This is a genomic window from Achromobacter veterisilvae, from assembly GCF_037619525.1.
Classification (GTDB): Bacteria; Pseudomonadota; Gammaproteobacteria; order Burkholderiales; family Burkholderiaceae_B; genus Achromobacter; species Achromobacter veterisilvae.
Genome location: NZ_CP148753.1, coordinates 1681176 through 1706512, shown reverse-complemented (window position 1 = coordinate 1706512; position 25337 = coordinate 1681176). Strand labels below are relative to the sequence as shown.

Here is a 25337-nt window from a genome sequence, read left to right as displayed (position 1 = left end):
GGGTTGGAAGCCGCCGTCAGCGCGCCTTCGGAACCAGGATCGAATCCACTCCGTAAATCGAGCCTTTCCGGGATGCCGCGCTCGCTCGCAGAATGCCCAGCGCCGCTTGCGTGGCTTCGCTGACGGGAGCCAGCAGCGCGCTCATCAGCTTGGTCACCAATTCGTTCGCGTGGAAGGTCACGAGCGGGTCGCGCAAGGTGGGATGGCGTTCGCGCACGTTGTGGTCCACGTCCGCCAGGACATGGAACATCTCGCGCAGCCCCATCATGATGCGCAGGTGCAGGATATCCGCGGGCACGCCGAGCGGCATGCGCCGCAGCAGCAGATAGCAGCGCGTGATGCTGCGGCGATTGCGCCGCGGCACCACCTCCCAGCCGTCGAGCCGCGGCAGGCGGTTGATCGCGGAGAGAAAGCGCACATAGTGGTTGTCCTCGGCATCGCTCAGCATGGTCTCCGCCAGCGGCCATACCGCCAGGCGCAGGACCTCCTCCAGGCTCGGCGGATTCCCGCCGCGCGCCAGCAGGGCGTCGAGCATGCTGCCGCGCCGCCGCTCAACCGCGGGCGAGCGGTAGTCGAAAATGGCGGCGATCACGCCTTCCAGCGAGCCGAAATGATAGTGGACCGCCGAAAGGTTGCGGGCGCCGGCCTCCGCGTTGATGCGGCGCATCGATACCTGGCCCAGGCCTTCTTCCGCGATCAGCCGCTCCGCCGTCAGCAGCAGGCGTTCACGGGTTTTCATGGTCTTTTCCGGCTTCGCCGGCTTGGCATCCTGTTGGCCTGTTGCGGTACGCCTTCCCACGGTCTTGTCCTCGCGCTCGATTCAACGCTGCGAGTGTATCCGGCAACAGAGTCCGAGGAATTCATTCTTTTCCTGCGGAATACCCTCCATCCACGACCAGATTGCTCCCCGTGACGAAGCTGGCCTCATCGCTCAGCAGAAACAGAACGGCATGCGCGATCTCCCGGTCCCGCCCCAGGCGCCCCATGGGGTGCAGCCGCAGCAAGGCTTGCCGCCTGTCGTCCGGCATCGCGGCCAGCAAGGGAGTATCGACAAAGCCGGGGCTGACGGAATTGATGCGTACCTGAAAGGGCGCCGCCTCCATGGCCAGCGCCCGGGTGAGATTGACCACGCCCCCCTTGGAGGCGCAATAGGCCGATGCGCCCGGGCGCCCCGACGATGCGAGCACCGAGGCGCAGTTCACGATACTGCCGTGCCCCTGGGCGAACATCGCGCGCATGGCGGCCTTGGCGACCCGGAAGACTCCATGCAGATTGACGTCGAGCACCCGCAGATAGTCTTCGTCGCGGACATCGACCGCGGGGCCTCCCCTGGCGATCCCGGCATTGTTGAACACGCCATGCACCGCATTCCAGGTAGCGGCAAGCTCGCGGAAAAGCGCGTCGACACTGTCCGCCGAGGTGACATCGGCCGCAATGAATCGCGCGGTGTTCAAAAGCGGGTCGGCGGCCTGTGCCGCCTTCAGGCTGTCTTCAGCGGCGGCGAGGTCGGCAATGACGACCCGGGCGCCTTCCTCGAGGCAGCGGCGGGCCGTGGCCAGCCCGATGCCGCTGGCCCCGCCGGTGACAACGACATTCTTGTTGGCCATGCGCATGAAACCGCTCCGCTGAAAGATCCCGGCCCGCCGCTCAGCGCCCCTCGACGGGCGGCTGGTCCAATGCAAAGCGCAGCCACCTGCCGGCCTGGCGCAATGCATCCATCGCGGCATCGACGTGATCGGCCCAATGCAGGAAAGCATGGTTGAGGCTGGGATAGCGGGTCAGCGTGGTCGCCACGCCGGCGGCGGCCAGCGCGGCCGCATAGGCCTCGCCCTCGTCCCGAAGAATGTCGTATCCGGCGGTCGCGATATGCGCCGGCGGCAGGCCGTGCAGCGCGGGGGCCCGGATGGGCGAGGCGTGCGGATGCGGCCAGTGCCCTTCGCTGGGCAGGTACAGGTCGCGAAACCAGCGCATGGTGTCCGCCGTCAGGCCAACGCCCTTTGCATGGTCGGACCATGACGGCCAGACGGACTCGCCTCCCGCGCAATCGACGACCGGGTAGAACAGTAGCTGCGCCCGCAGCGCGGGGCCCGCCTCATCGCGCGCTCGCAGCGCGGTGACGGTGGCCAGATTGCCCCCGGCGCTATCGCCGGCGACAGCCAGCCTGGCGGGGTCGGCGCCGAAGGCCGCGGCCTCGCGGGCCGCCCATTGCAGCGCGGCCATCGCATCGTCCAGGGCGGCGGGAAACGGATGCTCCGGCGCCAGGCGGTAGTCCACCGAGACGATGCCGCTGCCGCTGAGTTCGCACAGCCGGCGGCAGATTCCGTCGTGCGTCTGCAGCCCCATCAGCACGAACCCGCCGCCATGGAAGTACAGGGTCACGGGGCAGGGAGCCGGCGTCTCGGGAAGATAGATCCGGGCGGGCAGGTCTCCCGCCGGGCCGGGTATCGACACGTCCAGCACCTGGCGCACACGCGCGGCCCCGGCCGCGGCCTCGGCCGCGGCGCCATACCGCGCCGCGACCAGCTCGCGGGCGGTTTGCGGCGGCAAGGTGTGCGGCGCGGGCTGCGCCTCCGCCAGCCGCACCAGCTCCGCGAGCCAAGGGTCCAACGCAACGGTCTTCGGTTTTCCTGCAATCATGGCATTCGCTTCCTAGGCCAGGTCCTGGGCGGCAGCCTCGCGGCTGGGAATGGTCCGCGGCGCGGACCGCGGGCCGCCGCCATAGACCAGCGCCCCATCGTTCAGGCTGGCGGCGGGCAGTTCTTCGCTGTCGCGCCAGTAGTCCTGCGTGTGCTGCCATGGCGATTGGCTGCCCTGGCGCGGCATGCGGTCCATGACGCGCGTCAGATAGCCGGGATTGAAGCTGGATGGCTCGACCCAGGGCAGCATCTGCATGCCGGCATCCTCCGGCCGCAGGCGGGGCACCACCTGCGTGGCCTGTTGCTGGTCCATATGCGCCAGCAGCCGGCAGAAGAAGTCGCCCAGCAGGTCCACCCGCAGCGTCCAACTGGCCCGGAAATACCCGAAGACCCAGAGCAGATTGGGAACGCCGGTGAACATCGCCCCGCGGTACATCACCGTCTGGGCGAAATCGACCGGCCGGCCGTCGACGGTGAACGCAATGCCGCCCATCACCGCCAGTTCCAGGCCGGTGGCCGCCACCACGATGTCGGCCTTCAGCAGATCGCCCGATTTCACGCGCACGCCGTCCGCCTCGAAGCGCTCGATCTCGTCCGTGACGACGGAGGCGTCGCCCGAGCGCATGGCCTTGAACAGGTCGCCGTCCGGCACGAAGGCGATCCGCTGGCGCCAGGGCAGGTACCGCGGCGTGAAATGCCTGTCCACCATCTCCTGCGAGCCCAGGTGCTCCAGCACGCCCGCCAGCAGGCGCTCGCGCAGTTCCTCCGGCGATGAAAACGCCGCGTCCACCACATCCTGCTGTTCCTTGAGCAGCTTGCGGCGCACGATCTCGTGCACCCATTCTTCCGGAATGGACAGGCCGCGCAGCATGTCCGCCAGCTCATTGGCGTTGCGCCCGGTCTTGAAGTAGGTCGGCGAACGCTGCAGCATCGTCACGTGCGCGCAGCGCCCGGCAATCGCGGGGATGACGGTCGCCGCCGTGGCGCCGGAACCGATGAGGACCACGCGCTTGCCGCCGATGTCCAGGTCCTCGGGCCACTGCTGCGGATGGATGAGGGTTCCCCGGTAGTCCGCCATGCCGGGCCACTCCGGGATATAGCCCTTGTCGTGGTGGTAGTAGCCCTGCCCCATCCACAGAAACCGGGCGTGGACGATGAAGGGCTCTTGCGAATCCGTGCGCACGCCTTTCACGGTCCACCGCGCGTCCTGCGTGGACCAGGACGCGCTCAACACCCTGTGCTTGTAGCGGATGTGCCGGTCCAGGCCGTTCTCCTGGACGACCTCGCCCAGGTATTTCAGGATTTCCTCGGCGGTGGCGATCGGCGCCCCCACCCAGGGCTTGAAGCGGTAGCCGAAGGTATAGAGCTCGCTGTCCGAGCGTATGCCGGGGTAGCGGTGCGTCCACCACGTGCCGCCGAAGCTGTCCTGCTCATCGAGGATGGCAAAACTGCGGCGAGGCGATTGCTGGCGCAGGTGGTAGGCGCCGCCGATGCCGGAGATGCCCGCGCCGATGAAGAGCACATCGAAGCACTCCGCCGTGGAAGCGGCGCGGTCGCTGCATGCGTGGGGGATGGAAGACATGGACGCTCCTGGCGGGAATGAAGGATTCGGGGGAATGGCTACAGGTCGAACACGATGACGGAGCGGGTCGCCTCGCCGCGGCGCAGCGCCTCGAACCCTTCGTTGATCTGTTCCAGCGGTATCCGGCGCGAGACGAGCTCGTCGATCTTGAGCCGCCCCTGCAGGTAGAGCTCGACCAGCGCCGGGATGTCCTCGGGAGGCCGCACCGAGCCGAGCATGGAGCCGCGCAACTGCTTTTCCTGCAGCAGGTCCATGCCGGCGACGCTTACCTTGGCGCCCGGGCCGAATATCCCCAGGATGGTGGCCACCCCGCCCGGCTTCAGCATGGCCCAGCACTGCTCGACGGTGGCCGGCAAGCCTATGCACTCGAACGCATAGTCCACCCCGCCGCCGGTCAGTTGCCGGACCCGTTCCACCGCATCGCCGCCGGAGGCATCGACGAGGTCGGTGGCCCCGAACAGCTTCGCCTGCTCCAATTTGTGCGGCAGGCGGTCGATCGCGATGATTCTTGTCGCACCGGCGATCTGCGCGCCATTGATCGCGGCCAGCCCGATACCGCCGCAGCCGATGACGGCCACACTGGCGCCCGCGCGCACCTGCGCCGTGCGGAATACCGCGCCGGTGCCGGTCGTCAGCGCGCAGCCCAGCAAGGCGGCGCGGTCCAGAGGCATTTCCTTGACGATGCGGACCAGGGTGCTGCGGTGCACCAGCATCTTCTCGGCAAAGCCCGACAGGTTGTAGACCTGGCTGACGGGCGCGCCAGCCGCGCGCAGGCGCCTGGCCTGCCCCGGCGGCTGCTTGACGCTCGTATCCTGGCACAGCACCAGCCTGCCCGCGATGCAATGCGGGCAATGGCCGCAGAACGCCGCCAGCGTGCCCACCACGTGATCGCCCGGCAGCAGGTCGTGCACGCCGGAGCCGACCGCCTCGACCACGCCCGAGACCTCGTGGCCCAGCACCGCCGGCAGCGGCAGGTTGGGCCGGATGCCCTCCTGCATGTGGATGTCGCTGTGGCAAATGCCCACGGCGGCGGTCCGCACCAAAACTTCATCGGGCCCCGGCGGCGCCAGTTCGATGTCACGGATGACGAAGGGCTCGTTGAACTTTTCCAGAACTGCGGCTTTCATAGCGCGACTCCTTTTGAAATCACGTGCGGATCAGGCGGTAGGCATCGATGATCCATGCCTTGTCGCCCTGGATCTGGCTGCGGAACTTTTCGGGGTCGTCTTCGACGTCCACCTCCTGCCCGGTGCCCTCGAATCGTTCCCGCACCTCCGGCAGCCGCGCCACGCGCCCCAGCATGCTGGACAGCCGCTGCACGATCTCGGGCGGCATGCCCACGCGGGCCACGTAGCCTCCCCAGTAGCGCAGGGGATCCACCTCGATTCCGGCCTCCCGCAGGGTAGGCACCTCGGGAAAATCAGACCAGCGCTGCGAATCGAATATCGCCAGCGCCTTCACCCGTTTCGGCGGGATATACATCTTGGCGAAGATGGCTGGGGCCATATAGCAATCGACCGAACCGCCGATCAGGTCCTTGATCGCATCGGTGCTGGTTTTGTAGGGCACGGGCGTGGCCACGACTCCGGCGGCCGTGGTGATCTGCGCCATCTTGAGGTGCTCGAAGCCGCCGTCGCCCAATGTGCCGTAGTGCAGCTTGCCCGGATTGGCGCGCGCAAAGTCGAATATCTCGCCCAGGGAGCCGAACGGCGAATCCCCGCCCACCAGCAGCATGATGCGCGAGGTGCCGACCCGGGTCAGCGGAATCGTGCTTTTGTCCAGGTCGAACAAACGCTGCGTCACCTCGGTGGCGACGTAGCCGCTATGGATGTACAGCAGCGTGTTGCCATCGGCGGGCTGCGCCGCCAGCGCCTCCAGCGAGATCACCGACTGGCCGCCGGGGCGGTTGTCCACGACCACGGGCACCTTCAGTTCGGCCGCGATGCCCGGGCCCATTGCCCGCACGATCACGTCCGCGGCCCCGCCCGCCGCCGATCCGACGATGACGCGCAGGGGCTTTTTGCCGCCGCCCAACTGCGCCATGGCCGGCAGCGAAATGCTTGCCGCCGTTGCCGCGGCCATCCTCAGCATGGCGCGGCGCGTAATCCAGGTGGACTGCATATTGCCTCCTGTGGTGGCTCCCTGATCGGGGCATGCCAGGCCAGTCGCCAGAGCAAGGCTTGACCTTGATCAAATTAAATCGACTGCTTTAATTTCTGTCGAGAGGGAAAACACCGCATTCCCGCCATCGTTTACCCGAATAGCGTTTGCCCTGATGCAACCCTAGATGACTTGCGCTGCCCGCAACCGCTGAAGATCGGTCTCCGAAAGCCCGATCCGCTTGAATATTTCGCTGTTGTGTTCGCCTGGCGCCGGGCCGGTCGCCGGCACGGGCATCGGATGGTCCGTTACCCGGGGAACAATGCAGGGGCCCGGCAATTGGCCGTATTCGGCGTCCTCCATGTACACCACCGCGTTCCTGGCCTTCAGTTGCGGGTCCCGCACAATGTCCTCAATCGTGTAGACCTTGCTGAAGGGGACGCCGCCGCTTTCCAACTCTCTGGCGAGGTACTCGTAGTCATGCCCCAGGAACCAGGCGACCAGCACCTCCTCCAGCGCGTCTACGTGTTGCACACGGGCCGGATTGGTGCTGAAACGCTCGTCCGATGCCAGCGCCGGATGCCCGACGATCCCGCACAGCCGCTGGAAGATCGAATTGGAGGAAGCAACCAGCGAAAACCACACCCCATCGCGGCTGCGGTACATGTTCGACGGCGCGGTATAGCTGGCCTGATTGCCCGCGGGGCCTCGGACGGTTCCCATCTGCTCATACTCGACCGCCAGGGGATCGAGCAGCCGGAACAGCGCCTCTGTGGCGGACAGGTCCACCTCCGTGCCCGGCGCCGAAGGCTGGGAACGCAGCCGGGCCACTTCCATGGCGATGGCGAACGCGCAGAACAGGCCGGCGACATAGTCCCCGACGGGATAGTTGCTGTGCAGCGGCACGCCGTTCTTTTCCCCCGTCAGATTGGTGAAGCCGCTCATGGCCTCGAAGATCCTGGCAAAGCCCGGGCGGCCCGCATAGGGGCCGGTTTGGCCGAATCCGGTCAAGCGGATCACGATCAACCTCGGATTGGCCTGCCGCAACGTGGCCAGGTCCAGCCCCCAGCGGTCCAGTGTTCCGGTCCTGAAGTTTTCAACCAGGACATCGAACTGCCGGATCAGTTTCAGCAGGATCTCGCGCCCTTCGGCCTTGCGGACATCCAGGGTGATGCCGCGCTTGCCGCGATTGGCGACCTTCCACCACAGAGGCGCGCCGTCCTTGACCGGCTGCAGCGCGCGCAAAGCGTCGCTGCCGTCGGGAAGCTCGAGCTTGACGACCTCGGCGCCGTGGTCCGCGCACAAAGTGGCGCCCACGGGCGCGGCCAGCACGGTGGCCATGTCGAGAATTCGCACTCCGTGCAGCGCACCATTGGAGGCGGCGGGCGTCTTCATATCCGGTCGACCCTTGTTTTCCATGGCCAGCGAGTGTGGCTCGGCGGATCCGCGCGTGGAAGAGCGGTTCCGCTGTGCAAAACAGTCCGGGCAAATGAATTGACAGTGCCGCCTCGCGGCGCCGAACATGCAAGCAACCCATTTCTCTTTGCCGCCAAGTGGTCACTATCAATCTGCCCGGATCCATCGATCCGCACGACCTCGCTACGGACCGCCATTTCGCCATGAACCTGGCGCGCGGCGTGGAGGTACTGCGCGCGTTTTCCGCGCAAAACGCCCTGCTGGGAAACCGGGAGATTTCCGTCATCACCGGCCTGCCGAAAGCGACCGTATCGCGATTGACCTACACGTTGACGTTGCTGGGCCTGCTGGACCGGGAGACGGAGTCCCAGAAATTCCGGTTGGCCGCCGGCATACTTTCGCTGGGCCACCCGTTCCTGGCGAGCATGCAGGTGCGCCAACTGGCGCGGCCTTTGATGGTGGAGCTGGCGCGGCGATCCGGCTGCACTGTGAACCTCGGCATGCGCGATCGTGCCAATGTGGTGTACATCGACTCGATCCGGCCGGATGCCGGAAACGCGCATCTGCCGGACATCGGAGCGACCTACCCGTTGATGGCAAGCGCGATGGGGCGCGCCCTGATCTTTTCGGCGCCCGAGCAGGAACGCAAGACGATGTTGAATTTCCTGCGGGTGCACAACAGCGAGATGTTCGCCACCTTCAAGGGCGCGCTTGAAAAAGACCGGAAGCTCTGGGACAAGCATCGCTACTGCCACAACGCCGGCGATTGGCGCAGCGAGATCCATGCCGTCGCGGTGCCGATCCGCCCCCCCGGCCTCGCCGCGCCCGCGCTGGCCATGAACTGCACGCTGTACGCGCACCGGGATGCACTGGAACGGCTTCCCAAGGAAGTGGTGCCCATGCTCAAAGACGCGGTGCGACAACTGGAAGCCGCGCAAGGATTGCTCTAGCAGTCGAGGTCATTCACTACACGTCGGGAGACAACGCATGACAAAACCCAGCCTCAGGCGCCTGGTGCTGGCCATCTGCGCCCCATTGGCGGCACTTGGCTTGAACGCGAGCGCGAACTCCGACTTCCCCAGCAAGCCGGTGCGCATCATTGTTCCCTATCCGGCGGGAGGCGTGGTGGACTCGCTGGCCCGCCTCATCGGCAACAAAATGACGGCCAAGTATGGGCAGCCCGTCATCGTCGAAAACAAGGCGGGCGCCGGCGGCGGCATAGGCACCGACTACGTCGCGAAATCGCCGCCGGACGGCTACACACTGCTCATGGTGTCGCCTTCGCATGCCGTCGCGCCGCTTTTTCAGAAATCCATCCATTGGGATCCCGTCCGAGACTTCAGGGGCATTGCGGGTTTTGGAGCCATACCCAATGTGATCGTGGTCCACCCCGATGTGGCCGCCAGGACGCTATCCGAATTCCTGGAGCTGTCCAGGACGTCGGCGGCGCCGGCCACCTACGCCAGTTCCGGCATCGGAACATCGTCGTTCCTCGCGGGCGAGCTGCTGGTTCAGACCACGCACGTGCCGCTGACGCACGTGCCGTACAAGGGGCAGCCCGAGGCCATCCATGACGTGATCGCGGGCCGGGTGGACATGATGCCGATGTCGACGTCGCTGGCGCTCCCCCAGATTCGGGCGGGCAAGCTGCGCCCGTTGGCGGTCACGACCCAGCAAAGGGCTTCGGCCCTGCCGGACGTGCCGACGGTGGCCGAGGCCGCGGGTCTTCCGAACTACGACGTGGCGACCTGGCTTGCATTGCTCGCGCCGTCGAAAACGCCGGAACCCGTGCTGCAAGCGCTATCGGACGGCGTTGCCGAAGTCATTGCCCAGCCCGACGTCAAGGCGAAGTTCCAGGAGCTGGCCATCGAAGGCCAACCGCTCACAGGCGCTGAATTCGACCGCTACCTGGAAAAAGAGGTCGGCGCCTGGGCGCTGGTTGTCAGGCAGGCAGGTATCAAACCCAATTGAGGAGAGAGCAAGATGACAAGGAGCGCCAAGGCAGGCCGCCTTTTTGGAGATCATTTCTTATCCCGGCTCGCGGCCGAGGAACAGGCCATCGTCGCCAATGTGCGCAGACTGGCAAAAGAGGTTCTGGGCCCCAATGCGGCCGCGGTGGCCCAACAGGATGTGTTCGCCTGGGAGACCTTCCGCCTGCTTGCAAAGGAAGGCGTGATTGGAACGGCATTCCCCAGGGAATCCGGCGGCACGGATGCGCGCCAGGTGCTGCGGATACGGATCGTCGAAGAGTTGGGACGCGTCTGCAGCGCGTCCGCGTCCATCGTCACCGGCGCGGATCTCTCTTGCCGCGCCATCGTGGCGGGCGCATCGGACGAGCTCAAGACCGAGCTGCTGCCCGGCCTGTGCCGAGGGGAGATCCAGGCGGCATTTGCACTCAGCGAACCGGGCGCGGGCTCCGATGTGCGAGGCTTGGCCACGGTGATCCGCCGCGAGGGCGACCGCTACCTTATCGATGGCGAAAAGAAATTCATCACGCGCGGCACAACCGCTGACTGGTTCGTCGTGGTCGGCCGCGCCGAGCATGATCCGGATTGCTTCATTGCGGTTCTCGTGCCCCGCAATGCCAGCGGATTCATGATCGGCCCTGAAGTCGGCAAGCTGGGCTGGGCCGGCGTGCCGATTTCTTCACTGGAATTCCGGAATGTCGCAACGCCCGTCGCCAATCGGCTGGGGCAGGAAGGCGATGGCTTCAACCTTGCGCAAGATGCGCTGGTGCGCGCGCGTATCGGGCACGCCGCGATGGCCCTGGGCAGGGCCATCGGTGCGGTGGAGATTGCCACGGCCTACATGGCGGATCGAAAGCTGTTCGGCAAGTCACTGGGCGAACACCAGGGCGCGCAGTGGATGCTGGCGGAGATGGTCACCCGGATCGAAGCCTCGCGAGCGCTGGTTCAGCTTGCGGCGGAAAAATACGACGGCGCCGACCCGGACGCCGGCATTTTCGCATCCATGGCCAAGCTGCAGGCGACCGACCTGGGCATGAAGGTGGTGACCGACGCGCTCCAGCTCACGGGCGGCCGCGGCTATCTGCAGGACTTCCCCCTGGAGCGGTTCTTCCGCGACGCCAAGCTCAACCAGATCGGAGAGGGATCCAGCGAGGTGCACAAGACAGTCATCGGGCGCGATGCCGTCCGCCGAGCCCGCGACCTGGAAAGGCACCCCTGCCTCAAGTTTGAATCGCTGGTGGACTATTGACGTGCCCGGCGGCGGCCAGGAAAGCCGTCAATGCCGGATCTCCGCCAGGAATTTCTGCGCCCGCGCCGTCCCCGGCCGGGTGAAGAACTCTTCCGGCGTGCCGGTCTCCACGATGCGGCCCTCGTCCATGAACCAGACCCGGTCCGCGACTTCCCGGGCGAAACCCATTTCGTGCGTGACGCAGACCATGGTCATGCCGTCCTTGGCCAGGCCCTTCATCACTTGCAGCACCTCGCCCACCATTTCCGGGTCCAGCGCGCTGGTGGGCTCGTCGAACAGCATCACCGGCGGATTCATCGCCAGCGCGCGGGCGATGGCGACCCGCTGCTGCTGGCCGCCCGACAACTGGGCGGGGTAGGCGCCGGCCTTGTGGGCCAGGCCGACGCGATCCAGCAGTTGCAGGGCGCGTTCGCGCGCCTCGGGGCGGCGGGCCCGCTTGAGCTGCAGCGGGGCCAGCATCAGGTTCTCCAGCACCGACAGGTGCGGGAACAGGTTGAACTGCTGGAACACGAAGCCGATATGGCTGCGCAGCGTGTCCAGGTGCACCTTGGGGCCGTAGATGTCCTGGCCGTCGACCTCGATCACGCCCTTCTGGATGGGTTCCAGCCGGTTGACGGTGCGGATCAGCGTGGATTTTCCCGACCCGGACGGGCCGCACACCACCACCACCTCGCCTTGCGCCACCCGCGCCGTCACGTCGGACAGCGCCTGGTATTGGCCGTACCACTTCTGCACTTCGGAAAATCGGATCATGTCGGCACCGCTTCAGGGGCGGGCATGAGCCCGGCGCGGCGCCTGCCGATACGGCGTTCGGTCAGGTGCACCAGGGAACTCAGCCCGAAATTCAGGATGAAATAGGTCAGCGCCAGCAGCCCGAAAACCTCGAAAGGCTTGGTCAGCAGCACGCTGTTGATCTGATTGGCCGCATAGGTCAGTTCCTGGACGCTGATGACGTACGCCAGCGAGGTTTCCTTCACGGTGGAAACGAACTGGCTCAGCATGCTGGGCAGCATGTTGTAGAGCGCCTGCGGCAGGATCACGCGCCGCATGGTCTGCATGTACGACAGGCCCAGCGCGCGGCTGGCTTCCTGCTGCCCCGGCGGCAGCGCCTGGATGCCGGCGCGGATGATCTCGGCCAGATAGGCGCTTTCGTAGCACACCAGCGCCACCACCATCGTCGTGGTGCCGGCCACCGGCCGGCCGATGATGAGCGGCACGAAGAAATAGGCCCAGAAGATGAACATCAGCAGCGGCAGGCCGCGCACCAGATAGACCATCGCCGACGCCGGCCAGTAGAAGATCCGGTAGGGGCTGATCCGGCCCAGCGCCAGCAGCACCCCGCAGGGCAGCGCCAGCGCCAGGCTGACGGCGGCCAGCCCGAGCGTGGCGGCCAGGCCGCCGACCGGGCCGTGGGGATACTGCCCGATGAGCAGCAGCAGCCAGTTGTCCTTGAGTATGTCCCACATGATCAGCGCGCTCCCAGCGGACGGTAGCGCCGTTGCAGGAGGGCGCCGCCCCCCATGACCAGGAACGACAGCACCAGGTAGATGACGGTCACCACGGCGTAGGCCTCGAAGGTCCGGAACGTGTAGTTCTCGATCTCGCGGCCGGCGGCGGTGAGTTCGGTCACGCCGATGGCCATGGCCAGGCTGGTGTTCTTCAACAGCAGCAGGGTCTGGTTGAGCAGCGGCGGGATCGCGATGCGGAAGGCCTGCGGCAGCACGACCTTGCGCATCGTGGCCAGGAAGCCCAGGCCCAGCGCGCGCGCAGCCTCGACCTGCCCGGGCGGAATGCCCCGCACCGCGCTGCGCAGGTCTTCGCAGACATAGGCCGACATCACCAGCCCGATCGCGATGCAGGACAGGATGAATTCGCTGCCGTGGCCGTTGAGCCAGTCGGTGACGGCCTGCGGCAGCAGCGCCGGCACGCCGAAATACCAGAAGAGGATGTGCACCAGCATGGGCACGTTGCGGTGGAACGCGACGTACGTCGCGATCACGCCGTTGGCCACGGGCGAGCCCGTCAGGCGGATCACCGCCAGCAGGCTGCCCACGAAGAACGCCAGGATCCAGGCGAAGCCGGCCAGCGCCAGGGTGGTGACGAACCCCCTGAGCAGCCAGGCCGGATACTCGCCCTGGAAGATGGCGCCGAAGTCGAAGACGTAGTGCATCGAACCGGGGCCTGTTAACCCTTGATGGCTTCGATGCGGAAGTCGCGCTTCATGTCGAACGGGGTGCCCGGGCCGAACCATTTATCGAAGGTCTTGACCGCCTGGCCCGAGGCTTCCATCCCGTCGAGCACCTTGTTCACCTGGTCCAGCATCGCGCGGTCGCCCTTGCGCACGCCCATGCCCCAGGGCTCGACGAACAGCGCCGGCTCCAGGATCTTGACCGGGACCGCGCTGCCCGCCGCCTGCTGCTTGAGCTTGACCAGCATCAGTTCGGAGGCCACGAAACCGCTGACCTTGCCCTGCTGCAGCGCCAGGAACGCGCCGCTGGGATCCTTGAAGGTCACGGGCTCGACGTTGGGGATGTTCTTGCGCGCGCCTTGCTCCGACGACGAACCGCGCACCGCGCTGACGCGCTTGCCGGCCAGGTCGGCGGGGGCCTTCAGGTCTTTCTCCGAATCGCGCGCCAGCACCTTCTGCAGGCTCACGAAATGCTGGTGCGAATAGTCGATCTGCTGCGCGCGCTCGGGGCTCCAGCCCAGGTTGGCCGCCACCACGTCCACGCGGCCGGCGATCAGTTCGGGAATGCGGGCCTCCACGGCGATGAGCTTGAGTTCCAGGGGCACGCCCAGGCTGTCGGCCACTGCCTGGCACATGTCGACCTCGTAGCCGACGACGCCGCGGGTCTTCGGATCCTGGAAGCTGAACGGCTCGGCCGTGCCCATGGTGCCGCAGATGAACTTGCCGCGCGCCTTGATGTCGGCCAGCGTGTCGGCATGGGCGGCGGGCGCCAGCGCGGCGGCCAGGCCGGCGGCGGCGACGAAGGAAGCGATCGTTGTCTTCATGCTATTTCCCCTGAAATGTAAGTATGGATACTGCAAGTCCGGGCGGCCCCAGGGCCACCCGCGGTCAAGTCAGGCCCTCGCAGGCCTGGCGGATGCGCCGGCAGCCTTCCTCGATGTTCTCCATCGACGTGGCGAAGCTCAGCCGCAGATAGGGCGACAGTCCGTAGGCCGCGCCATCCAGCACCGCGACGCCCGCGACGTCCAGCAGGAACATCACCACGTCCAGGTCGGTGCGCAGCACGCGCCCGTCGGCCGCGCGCTTGCCCAGCAGCCCTTCCACCGAAGGATAGACATAGAAAGCGCCCTGCGGCCGCGGGCAGCGGATGCCGGGCACGGCGTTCAGCAGCGCGACGATGCGGTCGCGGCGGGCGTGGAATACCTCGGCGGCCTCGCGCACGCAGCGCTGGTCGGCGGTGAGCGCCGTGCGCGCGGCCGACTGGCTGATCGCGCTGACGCAACTGGTACTTTGCGAAATCAGCGTGGCCATGGCCTTGACCAGCGCCTTCGGCCCGGCCGCGTAGCCCAGGCGCCAGCCCGTCATGGCGTAGGCCTTGGACACACCGTTGATCGTAAGGCAGCGGCCGGCCAGCGCGGGCACCGCCGCCACGGGCGACAGGTGGCGCGCGTCGCCGTAGGCCAGGTGTTCGTAGATCTCGTCGGTCATCAGCCAGACCTGCGGGTGGCGCGCCAGCACCTCGCCCAGCGCCCGCAGCTCGGCGGCGTCGTACATCGCCCCGGTGGGATTGCTGGGCGTGTTCAGCAGCAGCCATTTGGTGCGGGGCGTGATGGCGCGCTCCAGCGCTTCGGGCGTGAGCTTGAAACCGTCGGACTCCGGGCAGGCCACCACGACGGGAGTACCGTCGTTGACCAGCACCATGTCCGGGTACGACACCCAGTACGGCGCCGGGATGATGACCTCGTCGCCGGCCTGCACGGTGGCGGCCAGCGCCGTGAAAATGAGCTGCTTGGCGCCCACGCCGACGATCAGCTCGTCCAGGGCGTAGTCCAGCCCGTTCTCGCGCTGGAACTTGGCGCGCACGGCTTCCAGCAGGGGCCGGGAGCCGGCGGACGCGGTGTAGCGGATGTCGCCGCTGTTCAGCGCGTCGATGCCGGCCTGCACGATGTGCTCGGGCGTGGGCAGGTCCGGTTCGCCGACCGTGAAGTCGACGATGTCGCGGCCCTGCGCGCGCAGTTGGTCGACGCGGCTCTTGGCCGCCATGCTGGGCGAGGGCTTGATGGCGCGCGCCCGTTCCGCCAGGAATTCGCTTGCGGCCGTGCTCATTCCAGCCCCTTGGCCGCGAAGGCGGCCTGCATCCAGCTCTGCGCCTTCGCGCCGCCGGCGATCTCGGCCATGATGCGTTCTTCCTTGGCCGCGTGCGCCCGCGCCGCGGCGATCAGCGCCTCGGCCTCGGCCGGCGCAAAGCTGACCAGGCCGTCCTCGTCGCCCACCACGATGTCGCCCGGGTTGATGACCTGGCCGCCGATGGACACGGGCACGTTGACCTCGCCGGGGCCGTCCTTGTAGGGGCCGCGGTGGATGTGGCCGCGCGCGTAGCAGGGAAAGCTGTCCGCCTCGAAGGCGGCCACGTCGCGGATCGCGCCGTCCACCACCACGCCGGCGCAGCCATGGATCTGCAGGTAGCGCTTCATGATCTCGCCCAGCACGGCGTTGGACAGGTCGCCGCCCGCGTCCACCACCAGCACGTGGCCGGGCTGCACCTGCATCATGGCCTTGTAGATGAGGAGGTTGTCGCCCGGGCGGGTCTTGACGGTCAGGGCCGTGCCGACCAGCTTGCCGCCGCCGTTATAGCGCCGCAGGCCCGAAATGCCTTCGCGGCGCGCGAGATTGTCGCTGAGGTGCGGCGTGACGATGCCGGCCAGCGCCTGGAGCACCGCGGCGGGCGCGACGGGGGGAGCGGGCAATATCCGGGCGCCGGTATGAATAGAGGCCATGGCGGTCTGCAAAATCCTGGGTCGATGATTGAATGAGGCAGGCGCCATGGTGCGAGCTTTTGCGATTCCGTAAAAGGGATTAAATTTCCATGAACTTTATCTCTTTATGGAATATAAGGGTTAGCCCTTAATGGAAATTTCGGAATGAATAGCCCCGCGCGAGTCCGCCCCGCATGCTGACCTTCAAACAGATCGAAGCCCTGTACTGGACGGTCAGGCTGGGCACGTTTTCCGCGTCGGCGCAGAAACTGCACACGACGCAATCCGCGATCACCAAGCGCATCCAGGAATTGGAGGCGGACTTCGACATCGCGCTGTTCGACCGGTCGGGCCACCGCGCCGAGCTGACCGCGCGCGGCCACGAGGTCTACGCGCTGGCCGAGGAAATGCTGGGCCACCGCGACCGCCTGCTGGTCCGGCTGAAGGGCCAGCACACGCTGACCGGCACGTTCCGCTTCGGCATCACGGAGATCACCGCGATGACCTGGCTGCCCGCGCTGATCCGGCTGCTGCGGGCGCACTACCCGCGCATTACGCTGGAGCCGCACATCGACCTGGGCGCCGACCTGCTCAAGCGCCTGCAGGCCGGGCAGTTGGACATGGCGTTCCTGCATGGGGAGTTCGCCGAGCCGAACCTTCAGGCGGTGCCGCTGCAGCGCCTGGAATTCGCCTGGATGGGCAGCCCCGACATGATCGACTCCAGCCGCGTCTACACACCGGCGGACATCGCGGCCTTGCCGCTGCTGCGGCAAAGCCGGGAATCGGGCCTGAACATGATTTACGACGGCTGGCTGCGGCCGCATACGCCGGCCAGCAATATCTTCACCATCAACAGCCTGATCGCGATGGCGGGGCTGACCGCGGCGGGCTTCGGCGTGAGCTGCCTGCCGCGCGACTATTTCGCGGACATGGTGAGCGCCAGGCAACTGGTCATCGCCCGCACCACCCTCGCGCCGCCGCAATCGGTGTACTGCGCGATGTTCCGCCGGGACGCGGACGTGGCGTTCTGCGAAAGCGTCGCGGAGCTGGCGGAGAGTTGCTGCGAGTTTTCGGGCGGGGGACGGTGATCCGGGTTTCGTTGGTTGAGGAGGTTGTGGTTCTTTTGACGCCCCGATTGGTGTCGGACACCCCGATGCCTTGCTTCAAGCCTGTGGCGCCTTGCCGTAAGGGTGTCCGACACCTGCGGCGGCTTATGCCAGGTGTCAGACACCTGCCTACAGCACGCTCAGGATCGCGTCGCGGGCCTGGTGGGAGAGTTCCAGGCGCGTGGGCAGGCTGCCGTCGGGGTGGTGGGCCGCCAGGGGGGGCAGGAACACCACTTCCACGGCCAGCCCGGTCACGCCCAGCACCCGCCAGAGGTTGGCCACCAGCGATTCCTCGCCCACGAAGGCGGCATAGCCGCTGCGTTGGCCGTGCTGGAGGAAGCGCAGGGCCACCGGCTGGATTTCCACGGCGGCGGCGCGGGCCGGTTCGAACAGGCTGGCGTGGAAGGGAAGCAGTTCGAAGCCCTCGGTGGTCGTGCCTTCGGGGAACAGGCCCACCGCGTCGCCCTGCTTGAAGCGGGCCTGCATGGCTTCGCCCATCGCGTGCACGGCGTGGCGCTGGCCGCGTTCGATGAACAGCGTGCCGGCGCCGGCCACCAGCCAGCCGATGACGGGCCAACTGCGGATTTCGCTCTTGGCGACAAAGGCGGTGGCGCGCGCCGAATTCAGCACGAAGATGTCGATCCACGAGACATGGTTGGCCACCATCAGGACCGGCCCCGTCAGGCGCGGGTCGCCTTTCAGGACGACCCGCAGCCCACAGAACATCATCAGGCAGCGCGACCACCAGCGGTTCAGCCAGGCGCGCGAGCGAGTCCCGAGCAGCGGATACACCAAGCCCACGCACAGCAGGCCGAAAAGGATCCAGGGCACCACGAGGAACAACCTTAGAACAAAGCGCAGCAGCTTCAAACCGGAGTCTCCCAGGCCAGGCTGCCACCCACGACGGTGGCGCGTACTCGGCCGGGCAGCATCATACCCGCGAACGGCGTGTGGCCGCCGTGGCTTTGCAGGGCGCCGGGCGTCACCAGCCATTCGGCGTCCAGGTCGGCCAGGCACAGGTCCGCCGGCGCGCCCACGCCCAGTTGGCCGGCGGGCGCGGCCTGCGGAGCGATCCTGTCCAGCACGGCGGCGGGGCCGGAAGTGACCCGCGCCAGCGCCTCGGCCACGGGCCGGCGGCTGTCGCGCGCCCACTTCAAGGCCAGGGACAGCAGCAACTCCAGCCCGGTGGCGCCGGGTTCGGACAGCGGGAACGGCGCGGCCTTTGCGCGCGCCTCGACCGGGGTGTGATCGGAACACAGCGCGTCGACCAGGCCGTCGGCCAGCGCCGCCTGGATGGCGTCGCGGTCGCGCTGGCCGCGCAGCGGCGGACGCAGGTGGAAATTCGTATCGAAGAAGCCGATATCGACGTCGGTCAGGTGCAGGCTGTTGGCGGACACGTCGGCGGTCACCGGCAGGCCTTCGCGCCTTGCGGCGCGCAACAGCTCCAGCCCCGCCGCCGTGGACAGCCTCGCCAGGTGCACCCGGGCGCCGGTGGCGCGCTGCAATTCGAAGATGGTCTGCAAGGCCACGGTTTCCGCCTGCGGCGGCAGCCCTTCCAGGCCCAGGCGTTCGGCATAGGCGCCGCTGGCGGCCGCAGCGCCCCGGGCGAGCCACGGGTCCTGCGGCCGCAGCCACAAGGCGTGCCCCAGGCCGCTGGCGTAGCGCATCGCGCCCCACAGCACCCGCGTGTCGGCAATGCCCATGTCGCCTTGCGCATAGGCCAGGCAGCCCGCGCGGGCCAGCAGGTCCATTTCGGCCAGCGTTTCGCCCGCCAGCCCCACCGTCATCGCGCCCAGCGGACGGACCCGGCATTGCCCCGGCGCCGCGTGGCGCATCAGCGCGTCCACCTTGCCCGGCTCGTCCAGGGGCGCCGCGGCGTCCGGCGGCAGCACCAGGCAGGTCACGCCGCCGGCCAGGGCCGCGCGCAGTTCGGCGGGCGCGAAGGCCGCCGCGCCGGGCTGCGTCACGCGCGCGGACAGGTCGATCAGGCCCGGCAGCACCGCCAGCCCCGAGGCGTCCAGCCGAAGGTCGGCCTGGAAACCGTCGGGCTCGCGGCCCACCGCCGCCACGCGGCCGTCGGCGATATAAAGGTCGTGCCGTCCGTCCACGCCGTTCGCGGGATCGATCAGCCGGCCGTCGGCGATATGCAGCCTCATGGCGCGCCCCCCGCCAGCACGCTCAGCGCGGCTTCGCGCAAGTGCCGTTCAAGGTCGGCCAGGCGCGCCTGCGCGGGCGCCAGGCTGGCCGCGATGTCACCGTCGACCTCGACGCCGGGCGTCGGCTCGCCCGCGGGCAACAGCAGCGCATCGGACCGCGCGCCGGCCAGGACGCCGGGCGTCAGGCCGTGGGTTTGCGCGTACTCGCGGGCCGAAGGCAGCAGCGCGCCGCTGATCCGCTCCACGCCCAGGGGCAGGACGATGATGACGTCGGCGTCCTGCAGCGCTTCCGCAAGCGTGGCGCAGGCGCGCACACCCAGTTGCGCCAGGCTGTCGGGCAGCAAGGTGCGCGGCCCCGCCGCGCGCACTTCCGGAACGCCCAGCGTGGTCATGGCGTGGATCGCCGAGCGCGCCACGCGCGAATGGCGGACGTCGCCCACCAGCGCCACCGCCAGATTGGTCAGGTCCTGCCTGGCTTCCAGCATCGCCTGCACCAGCGCCAGCGCCGGCAGGGGATCCGCATGGCCGCCGTCGCCCGCGTTGACGATGCGCAGGCCCGGCGCCGCGTGGGCCGCCGCGCAATGCGCCGCGCCGCTGGCGGGATGGCGCAGCACCAGCAAGCCAGGTTCCAGGCCGGCCACGGTGCCGGCGAGCGCGTCGCCGGCCCGCGCGTCCAGCGCCACGGGCCGCAGCGACAACCGCGCCGCGGCGGCGGCGTAGGCGTCCCGATCCCGGGCGGCGTCTTCCGGCAGGCACAGGAATACCGGCGGCCCGGAGGCGGGTCCGGCCGGCGCGTCGCCGGCCGCAAGGCCGCGCGCGGCGTCCAGCAGCCGCTCGACGTGGCGCCGGGGCAAGCCTTCCGTGGTCAGCAGGTGTATCAGTTCGCCGCGGCGATCGAGTTGCGGATTGAGCATAGGCAAGCCGGGCTGCAAGCGTCAGGCCGCCGGCAGGGTATCCAGATATCGTTGCAGGATAACAGCCGCCGCCATCGCGTCGTCGGCGGCATGCGTCCCCAGCAGGCGCTGCGCCTCCATGCTGGAACCGCGTTCGTCCACCAGTTCGACGGCAACGCCGAACCGGCCATGCAATTGATTGGCGAAGCGGCGGCACCGCGCGGTGGCCGGTTGTTCGCCGCCGTCCGCGTCCAGCGCCAGCCCCACGACGACGCGGCCGGGCTGCCACTCCTGCAGCAGCGCCGCGATGCGGCCGAAACGCGCCTCGCGGACCTCGCTGAAGATGATTTCCAGCGGACGCGCCTGGCGCGTCAGCGTATTGCCGATGGCGATGCCGATCTTTTTTTCGCCGAAATCGAAGGCAAGCAGGGTTTCTTCAGGCATGGCCCGCGTCGCCCGCCAGCATGACCGGATCGATGCCCAGCAGCTTCAGCGCGGCGGGGTAGCGGTCCTCGGGCGGCACGTCGAAGATGATGCTGTCGTCGGCGCCCACGCTGAGCCAGGCGTTCTGGGCCATCTCGCTTTCGAGCTGGCCCGCGCCCCAGCCGGCATAGCCCAGCGTGACCAGCATGCGGGCGGGCCCGTTGCCCTCGGCAACGGCCTGCAGCACGTCGCGCGACGTGGTCAGCGCCATGCCGCCGAGCTTGATGCTGGAGCTGTAGTCGCCCGCGGGCGCGTGCAGCACGAAACCGCGGTCGGTCTGCACCGGGCCGCCGAAGAAAACCAGGGTGTCCTTCACGGGGCCGATCTCGAGCGTCAGGTCGATGCGCTCGAACAAGGTGCCCAGCGTAAGATCGGTGGGCCGATTGATGACCAGGCCCAGCGCGCCACGCTCGGTGTGTTCGCAGACATAGATGACCGAGCCCGCCAGGCTGCCTTCCACCATGCCCGGCATGGCGATCAGGAACTGATTGGCGAAATTGGCCGCCTGCGTCGTAGAGTCGTCGTGGTGTTTTTCCGTCATGGCAACCCCTTCGTGGGTAGTCTGAGAGAACCGTGGAACGGGCCGCGCGAACGCGGCCTTCATGCCTGGCGGCAGGCCGTCCTACGGTTGCGAGGGATGGGGCTTGATCCCATCTTACGAGCCTTGGCGGAATATGTCGGCGTCGCCGCTTCAGATTTCCATCAGTTCGAAGTCCTCTTTGCGCGCGCCGCATTCGGGACAGACCCAATTCGGCGGCACGTCTTCCCAGCGGGTGCCGGGCGCAATACCTTCGTCGGGCAGGCCGGCTTCTTCATCGTAGACCCAGCCGCAAATCAAACACATCCAAGTACGCATAGTTCTCTCTTACATCAAATCCAGGCCCGCGCCCCGGCGGCAGGGCAAAGGTGAAGGGCTTCCATTAGAATGGGGACAATCTTACCGAAACCCAATAGGGGTTCCCCTGATTCGTCGCAAATGAGTCCGGGCACCCTCACTCAAGCGCTGTCCAAGTGGCCCCCGTAACTCCCCCTCTCGTTTTGGTCTTCGGTCCGCTCGATCCCTCGGGCTCCGACGGCTTGCCGGCCGACGCCGTCACCTGCGCCCGCCTGGGCTGCCACGGCCTGGCGGCCGTGACCGCGCTGACCGTGCGGGATACCGCCGGCATCGAAGAAATCCACCCCGTCTCGCCCGACCTTCTGGACGACCAGGCGCGCTGCCTGCTCGAAGACATGTCGGTGCAGGCCATCAAGGTGGGCGGACTATACACCGCGGAAACGGCCAGCGTCGCCGCGCAGGTCGCCGCCGACTACAGCCAGGTCCCGCTGGTCCTGCACCTGGGCCAGCGCGCCCAGCCGCCGGACAACGCCGCCGACGAAGACGAGGCCGACGACCTGCTGGCCGCCACCCTCGAACTGGTGTTGCCGCAGACGGACCTGCTTGTCATCGAACACCTGCGCCTGGCGCAGTGGCACGCCGACGGCGACATAGATATCGGGGACGCCCCCTCGCCCATGCATGCCCTGGTGGCGGCGGGCGCGGAATGGGTCCTCGTGCTGGGCAGCCCTCAGCGGCCCGGCCACTACGCCAACATGCTGCTGGGGCCCAATGGCCAGACCAGCAGCCTGCCGTGGCAGGCCCCTCCGGACCGCAACGGCGACGCCGGCGGCGTGGCCGCCACCGCCATCGCCGCCATGCTGGCCCGCGGCCTGGAAATGCCCGAGGCCGTGCGCCAGGGCCTGGCGCACGCCGACGCCTCGATCGCCGCCAGCTTCCTGCCGGGCATGGGCCGGCGCATCCCCAACCGGATCCAACCGCAATGAAAGCGCTGCGCTTCCCCGCCGGCCTGTACGGCGTCACCCCCGAATGGGACGACACCGAACGCCTGCTGCTGGCCGTCCGCAAGGCCGCCGAAGGCGGCATGCGGTCGCTGCAGTTGCGCCGCAAGAACGTGCCCGGCGCCGTGCGCGCCGAACAGGCGCGCGCCCTGGCGCCGCTGTGCCGCGAACTGGGCGTGGTCTTCCTGATCAACGACGACTGGCGCCTGGCGCTGGAAGTGGGCGCCGACGGCGCGCACGTGGGCCGCGACGACGACAGCCTGGCGCGCATCCGCGCCGAGGCCGGCCCCGACCTGATCCTGGGCGGCTCCAGCTACGACGACCTCACCCGCGCGCGGGAATTGCTCGACGCGGGCGCGGACTACATCGCCTTCGGCGCCATGTTCGCCTCGACGGTCAAGCCGGACACCGTCCGCGCGCCGCTCTCGGTCCTGACCGAGGCCCGCCGCCTGACGGACGACCGCGACGCCCCGCGCCCCGCGGTCGTCGCCATCGGCGGCATCACGCCCGACAACGCCCCGCTGGTGGCGCAGGCCGGCGCCGACGCCATCGCCGTCATCACCGGACTCTTCGAAGCGCCCAGCATCCGGGCCGCCGCGGCGGCCTGCTCGGCGCCCTATTCCGCCAACCCCAACCGCAAGCCTTGAACGCCATGTCCAGTAACGCCCAGCTTTTCGAACGCGCCTGCCGCAGCATCCCCGGCGGCGTCAATTCGCCCGTGCGCGCCTTCCGCTCCGTGGGCGGCACCCCGCGCTTCATCAAGCGCGCGCAAGGCCCGTACGTGTGGGACGCGGAAGACAAGCAGTACATCGATTACGTGGGCTCGTGGGGCCCCGCCATCCTGGGCCACTCGCACCCCGAGGTGGTGCGCGCCGTGCAGGAAGCTGCCGTCAACGGCCTGTCGTTCGGCGCTCCCACCGAAGCGGAAATCGAACTGGCCGAAGTCCTGATCTCGCGCCTGCCCTCGCTGGAACAGGTGCGCCTGGTCAGTTCGGGCACAGAAGCCACCATGACGGCCATCCGCCTGGCGCGCGGCGCCACCGGCCGCGCCAAGATCGTGAAATTCGAAGGCTGCTACCACGGCCATTCGGACAGCCTGCTGGTCAAGGCCGGCTCCGGCCTGCTGACCTTCGGCAACCCCAGTTCGGCCGGGGTGCCGCCGGAATTCGTGTCGCACACGCTGACCCTGGAATACAACAACCTGGACGCGGTGCGCGAAGCCTTCGCGCAGCATGGCGCCGACATCGCCTGCATCATCGTCGAGCCGGTCGCCGGCAACATGAACCTGATCAAGCCGGCCCCGGGCTTCCTGGAAGGCCTGCGCGAGGTCTGCACGCAGCATGGCGCGCTGCTGATCTTCGACGAAGTGATGACCGGCTTCCGCGTGGGTCCGCAAGGCGTGCAGGGCCTGACGGGCGTCAAGCCCGACCTCACCACGCTGGCCAAGGTGATCGGCGGCGGCATGCCGGTGGGCGCCTTCGGCGGCAGCGCCGAAATCATGAAGCACATCGCCCCGCTGGGCGGCGTCTACCAGGCCGGCACGCTGTCGGGCAATCCGGTGGCCGTGGCCGCGGGCCTGGCCACGCTGCGCCTGATCGCGGCGCCCGGCTTCTACGACCGGCTGTCGGCCCAGACCGCCAAGCTGGCCCAGGGCCTGCAGGAACGCGCGCGCGCCGCCGGCCTGGCCTTTTCCGCCGACGCCGTGGGCGGCATGTTCGGCCTCTATTTCAGCGACAAGGTGCCTGCCTCGTTCGCCGAGGTTTCGGCCTGCGACACGGCGGCGTTCAACCGGTTCTTCCACGCCATGCTGGACCACGGCGTGCACTTCGCGCCGTCGGCGTTCGAGGCGGGCTTCGTCTCGGCCACGCACGATGACGCCGTGATCAAGTCCACGCTGGACATCGCGGAAAAGGTCTTCGCTTCGATGTGACCGGCGCCCCGGGGAGCCGGCCCGCGGCCGCTCCCCTCGGAAGGGGATCCTCAAGGGGCCTTGTAGCGCTCGTACAGGGCGGTGACGTCCCTGACATAGGCCTGGGTTTCGGCGTAGGGCGGCACGGCGTCGTACTTGCGCACCGCGCCTTCGCCCGCGTTGTAGGCCGCCAGCGCCAGGTCCAGCCGGCCCGGATACTGGTCCAGCAGCCGGCGCAGGTGGCGCGATCCCGCCTTCACGTTCGTGGCCGGGTCCACCAGCGCGGTCTCCACGTCGTCCACGGCCAGCAGCGGGGCTGCCGTCGCCGGCATCAACTGCATCAGTCCCAGCGCGCCCTTGGGCGAACGCGCGTCGCTGCGGAATCCCGACTCGATGGCGATGACCGCCGTCAGCAAAGCCTGGTCCACCCCCGAATCCTGGGCGGCCCGCGCGATCAGCCCATCGTGCGCGGTGGGCGCCTTGGCCTCGCCCCAGCGCAGGGCGCGCGGCGTGGGCCCCAGGGCGGCCAGGCGCGCGCCGTCGCCGGACTTGGGGTCGCAGGCCAGGCAGACTTTCACGCCGCCGGTGCGCCAGGCAGCCCGGGTCTGCGCCCGCTTGTAGTACTTGGCGTGGCCCGTCGGCACCTTGATGGCCCGCCAGACGCCGAAGGGGTCCTTGTAACGGTAGATCTCATCCGCGAGGGCCGGGCGGGCGGGCGCCAGCGCCAGAGCCCCCCCCACGACGGCCGCCAGCGCCGCCATGCCCCCGGCGCGCGCCAGGAAGGCGCGCAGGGCCGGGAAGATGGAAGAGGCATGGCGGGGCATGGGGAGGGCTCCGGCGGCGTCCGAGGACGCGTTGGCGAGGTCTTATCCTGCTGCGCGGACGCCGGTTTGTCGCTCCTGCCGACGTCCTAGTCCTGCGCCGAAGCCGTGTCCGCAGGGGAAAGCAGGGACGGGATTAGGGCTTGCGGCGGGGATTTACCCACCTACTTTCCAGTAGCCCGAATAGCTTGCGCTAGAATATGACCTAATATTTCGCATCATTACCAAATAATGAACTT

27 protein-coding genes are annotated in these 25337 nt (G+C 68.1%); 7 read left to right on the top strand and 20 right to left on the bottom strand.

Features of this window, described 5'->3' with window-relative positions:
* Positions 1 to 16: 16 nt before the first annotated feature.
* The 7 genes from WHX56_RS07915 to WHX56_RS07885 all read right to left on the bottom strand — a co-directional run bounded on the left by WHX56_RS07915 (position 17) and on the right by WHX56_RS07885 (position 7713).
* Positions 17 to 739: a TetR/AcrR family transcriptional regulator gene (locus WHX56_RS07915; protein ID WP_129246576.1), complete on the bottom strand. Its 723-nt coding sequence runs from the start codon at positions 737 to 739 to the stop codon at positions 17 to 19.
* A 121-nt stretch (positions 740 to 860) separates the two neighbouring features.
* On the bottom strand, positions 861 to 1613 hold the full coding sequence (locus WHX56_RS07910; protein WP_338880936.1) for an SDR family NAD(P)-dependent oxidoreductase: 753 nt from the start codon (positions 1611 to 1613) through the stop codon (positions 861 to 863).
* 34 nt (positions 1614 to 1647) lie between these two features.
* A complete protein-coding gene (locus WHX56_RS07905) occupies positions 1648 to 2637 on the bottom strand; it encodes an alpha/beta hydrolase (protein ID WP_338880935.1) in 990 nt (329 codons plus the stop codon).
* 12 nt (positions 2638 to 2649) lie between these two features.
* Positions 2650 to 4218 carry an NAD(P)/FAD-dependent oxidoreductase gene (locus WHX56_RS07900; RefSeq protein ID WP_338880934.1) on the bottom strand — a complete coding sequence of 523 codons (1569 nt, stop codon included), beginning with the start codon at positions 4216 to 4218 and terminating at the stop codon, positions 2650 to 2652.
* A 38-nt stretch (positions 4219 to 4256) separates the two neighbouring features.
* Positions 4257 to 5345 carry a Zn-dependent alcohol dehydrogenase gene (locus WHX56_RS07895; protein ID WP_129246570.1) on the bottom strand — a complete coding sequence of 363 codons (1089 nt, stop codon included), beginning with the start codon at positions 5343 to 5345 and terminating at the stop codon, positions 4257 to 4259.
* A 19-nt stretch (positions 5346 to 5364) separates the two neighbouring features.
* Positions 5365 to 6339, bottom strand: a complete 975-nt coding sequence (locus WHX56_RS07890; protein ID WP_338880933.1) for a tripartite tricarboxylate transporter substrate binding protein — start codon at positions 6337 to 6339, stop codon at positions 5365 to 5367.
* A 162-nt stretch (positions 6340 to 6501) separates the two neighbouring features.
* On the bottom strand, positions 6502 to 7713 hold the full coding sequence (locus WHX56_RS07885; RefSeq protein ID WP_338880932.1) for a CoA transferase: 1212 nt from the start codon (positions 7711 to 7713) through the stop codon (positions 6502 to 6504).
* A 224-nt stretch (positions 7714 to 7937) separates the two neighbouring features.
* Between WHX56_RS07885 and WHX56_RS07880 the strand changes: the two genes are divergently transcribed.
* Genes WHX56_RS07880 through WHX56_RS07870 form a run of 3 tightly spaced genes read left to right on the top strand, consistent with a single transcriptional unit; the run spans position 7938 to position 10950 of the window.
* Entirely contained in the window at positions 7938 to 8684 is a 747-nt protein-coding gene (locus WHX56_RS07880) for an IclR family transcriptional regulator (RefSeq protein ID WP_129246566.1), read from the top strand.
* 37 nt (positions 8685 to 8721) lie between these two features.
* Entirely contained in the window at positions 8722 to 9705 is a 984-nt protein-coding gene (locus WHX56_RS07875) for a tripartite tricarboxylate transporter substrate binding protein (RefSeq protein WP_338880931.1), read from the top strand.
* 12 nt (positions 9706 to 9717) lie between these two features.
* Positions 9718 to 10950, top strand: coding sequence for an acyl-CoA dehydrogenase family protein (locus WHX56_RS07870; RefSeq protein WP_338880930.1), 1233 nt, complete (start codon positions 9718 to 9720; stop codon positions 10948 to 10950).
* A gap of 27 nt (positions 10951 to 10977) precedes the next feature.
* Here the strand turns inward: WHX56_RS07870 and WHX56_RS07865 are convergent, their stop codons facing one another.
* The 6 genes from WHX56_RS07865 to WHX56_RS07840 all read right to left on the bottom strand — a co-directional run bounded on the left by WHX56_RS07865 (position 10978) and on the right by WHX56_RS07840 (position 15915).
* Positions 10978 to 11703, bottom strand: a complete 726-nt coding sequence (locus WHX56_RS07865) for an amino acid ABC transporter ATP-binding protein (protein ID WP_129246560.1) — start codon at positions 11701 to 11703, stop codon at positions 10978 to 10980.
* Complete coding sequence (locus WHX56_RS07860; protein WP_287755989.1) at positions 11700 to 12416, bottom strand: amino acid ABC transporter permease; 717 nt, start codon at positions 12414 to 12416, stop codon at positions 11700 to 11702. Before WHX56_RS07860 ends, WHX56_RS07865 begins: the two co-directional genes overlap by 4 nt.
* A gap of 2 nt (positions 12417 to 12418) precedes the next feature.
* Positions 12419 to 13120 (bottom strand): amino acid ABC transporter permease, encoded by a 702-nt coding sequence (locus tag WHX56_RS07855; RefSeq protein ID WP_129246556.1) that lies wholly within the window; start codon positions 13118 to 13120, stop codon positions 12419 to 12421.
* A gap of 14 nt (positions 13121 to 13134) precedes the next feature.
* Complete coding sequence (locus WHX56_RS07850) at positions 13135 to 13962, bottom strand: ABC transporter substrate-binding protein (RefSeq protein ID WP_338880929.1); 828 nt, start codon at positions 13960 to 13962, stop codon at positions 13135 to 13137.
* A gap of 64 nt (positions 13963 to 14026) precedes the next feature.
* On the bottom strand, positions 14027 to 15244 hold the full coding sequence (locus tag WHX56_RS07845) for an aminotransferase class I/II-fold pyridoxal phosphate-dependent enzyme (protein WP_338880928.1): 1218 nt from the start codon (positions 15242 to 15244) through the stop codon (positions 14027 to 14029).
* Positions 15241 to 15915: an RraA family protein gene (locus tag WHX56_RS07840; protein ID WP_129246550.1), complete on the bottom strand. Its 675-nt coding sequence runs from the start codon at positions 15913 to 15915 to the stop codon at positions 15241 to 15243. Before WHX56_RS07840 ends, WHX56_RS07845 begins: the two co-directional genes overlap by 4 nt.
* Before the next feature lie 173 nt (positions 15916 to 16088).
* Here WHX56_RS07840 and WHX56_RS07835 point away from each other — a divergent pair, with 173 nt between their 5' ends.
* Positions 16089 to 16982 carry a LysR family transcriptional regulator gene (locus WHX56_RS07835; protein WP_129246548.1) on the top strand — a complete coding sequence of 298 codons (894 nt, stop codon included), beginning with the start codon at positions 16089 to 16091 and terminating at the stop codon, positions 16980 to 16982.
* A gap of 147 nt (positions 16983 to 17129) precedes the next feature.
* Here the strand turns inward: WHX56_RS07835 and WHX56_RS07830 are convergent, their stop codons facing one another.
* From WHX56_RS07830 to WHX56_RS07805, 6 genes are all read right to left on the bottom strand, one after another.
* Positions 17130 to 17870 carry a lysophospholipid acyltransferase family protein gene (locus tag WHX56_RS07830; protein ID WP_338880927.1) on the bottom strand — a complete coding sequence of 247 codons (741 nt, stop codon included), beginning with the start codon at positions 17868 to 17870 and terminating at the stop codon, positions 17130 to 17132.
* On the bottom strand, positions 17867 to 19156 hold the full coding sequence (locus tag WHX56_RS07825) for a dihydroorotase (protein WP_129241603.1): 1290 nt from the start codon (positions 19154 to 19156) through the stop codon (positions 17867 to 17869). The genes WHX56_RS07830 and WHX56_RS07825 overlap by 4 nt, the downstream gene beginning before the upstream one ends.
* On the bottom strand, positions 19153 to 20070 hold the full coding sequence (locus WHX56_RS07820; protein WP_129241602.1) for an aspartate carbamoyltransferase: 918 nt from the start codon (positions 20068 to 20070) through the stop codon (positions 19153 to 19155). Before WHX56_RS07820 ends, WHX56_RS07825 begins: the two co-directional genes overlap by 4 nt.
* 21 nt (positions 20071 to 20091) lie before the next feature.
* On the bottom strand, positions 20092 to 20493 hold the full coding sequence (gene ruvX / locus WHX56_RS07815; RefSeq protein WP_129241601.1) for a Holliday junction resolvase RuvX: 402 nt from the start codon (positions 20491 to 20493) through the stop codon (positions 20092 to 20094).
* Positions 20486 to 21073, bottom strand: coding sequence for a YqgE/AlgH family protein (locus tag WHX56_RS07810; RefSeq protein ID WP_129241600.1), 588 nt, complete (start codon positions 21071 to 21073; stop codon positions 20486 to 20488). The genes ruvX and WHX56_RS07810 overlap by 8 nt, the downstream gene beginning before the upstream one ends.
* A gap of 150 nt (positions 21074 to 21223) precedes the next feature.
* Positions 21224 to 21388, bottom strand: a complete 165-nt coding sequence (locus WHX56_RS07805; RefSeq protein WP_003814980.1) for a rubredoxin — start codon at positions 21386 to 21388, stop codon at positions 21224 to 21226.
* A gap of 155 nt (positions 21389 to 21543) precedes the next feature.
* On the opposite strand from WHX56_RS07805, the gene WHX56_RS07800 reads away from it, so the two are divergent.
* The 3 genes from WHX56_RS07800 to hemL are packed head-to-tail and all read left to right on the top strand — an operon-like array spanning position 21544 to position 24298.
* Complete coding sequence (locus WHX56_RS07800; protein WP_129241599.1) at positions 21544 to 22353, top strand: hydroxymethylpyrimidine/phosphomethylpyrimidine kinase; 810 nt, start codon at positions 21544 to 21546, stop codon at positions 22351 to 22353.
* Entirely contained in the window at positions 22350 to 23015 is a 666-nt protein-coding gene (gene thiE, locus WHX56_RS07795; RefSeq protein ID WP_338880925.1) for a thiamine phosphate synthase, read from the top strand. The genes WHX56_RS07800 and thiE overlap by 4 nt, the downstream gene beginning before the upstream one ends.
* A gap of 5 nt (positions 23016 to 23020) precedes the next feature.
* Complete coding sequence (gene hemL, locus WHX56_RS07790) at positions 23021 to 24298, top strand: glutamate-1-semialdehyde 2,1-aminomutase (RefSeq protein WP_129241597.1); 1278 nt, start codon at positions 23021 to 23023, stop codon at positions 24296 to 24298.
* Positions 24299 to 24348: 50 nt separating this feature from the next.
* Here hemL and WHX56_RS07785 read toward each other — a convergent pair whose 3' ends face one another.
* Positions 24349 to 25101 (bottom strand): lytic transglycosylase domain-containing protein, encoded by a 753-nt coding sequence (locus WHX56_RS07785; protein WP_338880924.1) that lies wholly within the window; start codon positions 25099 to 25101, stop codon positions 24349 to 24351.
* Between the last annotated feature and the right edge of the window lie 236 nt (positions 25102 to 25337).

Excerpts from the sequence above, each read along its gene's own strand:
- WHX56_RS07915 (WP_129246576.1), bottom strand. The coding sequence starts at position 739 with ATGAAAACCCGTGAACGCCTGCTGCTGACGGCGGAGCGGCTGATCGCG.
- WHX56_RS07910 (WP_338880936.1), bottom strand. The coding sequence starts at position 1,613 with ATGCGCATGGCCAACAAGAATGTCGTTGTCACCGGCGGGGCCAGCGGC.
- WHX56_RS07905 (WP_338880935.1), bottom strand. The coding sequence starts at position 2,637 with ATGATTGCAGGAAAACCGAAGACCGTTGCGTTGGACCCTTGGCTCGCG.
- WHX56_RS07900 (WP_338880934.1), bottom strand. The coding sequence starts at position 4,218 with ATGTCTTCCATCCCCCACGCATGCAGCGACCGCGCCGCTTCCACGGCG.
- WHX56_RS07895 (WP_129246570.1), bottom strand. The coding sequence starts at position 5,345 with ATGAAAGCCGCAGTTCTGGAAAAGTTCAACGAGCCCTTCGTCATCCGT.
- WHX56_RS07890 (WP_338880933.1), bottom strand. The coding sequence starts at position 6,339 with ATGCAGTCCACCTGGATTACGCGCCGCGCCATGCTGAGGATGGCCGCG.
- WHX56_RS07885 (WP_338880932.1), bottom strand. The coding sequence starts at position 7,713 with ATGAAGACGCCCGCCGCCTCCAATGGTGCGCTGCACGGAGTGCGAATT.
- WHX56_RS07880 (WP_129246566.1), top strand. The coding sequence starts at position 7,938 with ATGAACCTGGCGCGCGGCGTGGAGGTACTGCGCGCGTTTTCCGCGCAA.
- WHX56_RS07875 (WP_338880931.1), top strand. The coding sequence starts at position 8,722 with ATGACAAAACCCAGCCTCAGGCGCCTGGTGCTGGCCATCTGCGCCCCA.
- WHX56_RS07870 (WP_338880930.1), top strand. The coding sequence starts at position 9,718 with ATGACAAGGAGCGCCAAGGCAGGCCGCCTTTTTGGAGATCATTTCTTA.
- WHX56_RS07865 (WP_129246560.1), bottom strand. The coding sequence starts at position 11,703 with ATGATCCGATTTTCCGAAGTGCAGAAGTGGTACGGCCAATACCAGGCG.
- WHX56_RS07860 (WP_287755989.1), bottom strand. The coding sequence starts at position 12,416 with ATGTGGGACATACTCAAGGACAACTGGCTGCTGCTGCTCATCGGGCAG.
- WHX56_RS07855 (WP_129246556.1), bottom strand. The coding sequence starts at position 13,120 with ATGCACTACGTCTTCGACTTCGGCGCCATCTTCCAGGGCGAGTATCCG.
- WHX56_RS07850 (WP_338880929.1), bottom strand. The coding sequence starts at position 13,962 with ATGAAGACAACGATCGCTTCCTTCGTCGCCGCCGCCGGCCTGGCCGCC.
- WHX56_RS07845 (WP_338880928.1), bottom strand. The coding sequence starts at position 15,244 with ATGAGCACGGCCGCAAGCGAATTCCTGGCGGAACGGGCGCGCGCCATC.
- WHX56_RS07840 (WP_129246550.1), bottom strand. The coding sequence starts at position 15,915 with ATGGCCTCTATTCATACCGGCGCCCGGATATTGCCCGCTCCCCCCGTC.
- WHX56_RS07835 (WP_129246548.1), top strand. The coding sequence starts at position 16,089 with ATGCTGACCTTCAAACAGATCGAAGCCCTGTACTGGACGGTCAGGCTG.
- WHX56_RS07825 (WP_129241603.1), bottom strand. The coding sequence starts at position 19,156 with ATGAGGCTGCATATCGCCGACGGCCGGCTGATCGATCCCGCGAACGGC.
- WHX56_RS07820 (WP_129241602.1), bottom strand. The coding sequence starts at position 20,070 with ATGCTCAATCCGCAACTCGATCGCCGCGGCGAACTGATACACCTGCTG.
- ruvX (WP_129241601.1), bottom strand. The coding sequence starts at position 20,493 with ATGCCTGAAGAAACCCTGCTTGCCTTCGATTTCGGCGAAAAAAAGATC.
- WHX56_RS07810 (WP_129241600.1), bottom strand. The coding sequence starts at position 21,073 with ATGACGGAAAAACACCACGACGACTCTACGACGCAGGCGGCCAATTTC.
- WHX56_RS07805 (WP_003814980.1), bottom strand. The coding sequence starts at position 21,388 with ATGCGTACTTGGATGTGTTTGATTTGCGGCTGGGTCTACGATGAAGAA.
- thiE (WP_338880925.1), top strand. The coding sequence starts at position 22,350 with ATGAAAGCGCTGCGCTTCCCCGCCGGCCTGTACGGCGTCACCCCCGAA.
- hemL (WP_129241597.1), top strand. The coding sequence starts at position 23,021 with ATGTCCAGTAACGCCCAGCTTTTCGAACGCGCCTGCCGCAGCATCCCC.
- WHX56_RS07785 (WP_338880924.1), bottom strand. The coding sequence starts at position 25,101 with ATGCCCCGCCATGCCTCTTCCATCTTCCCGGCCCTGCGCGCCTTCCTG.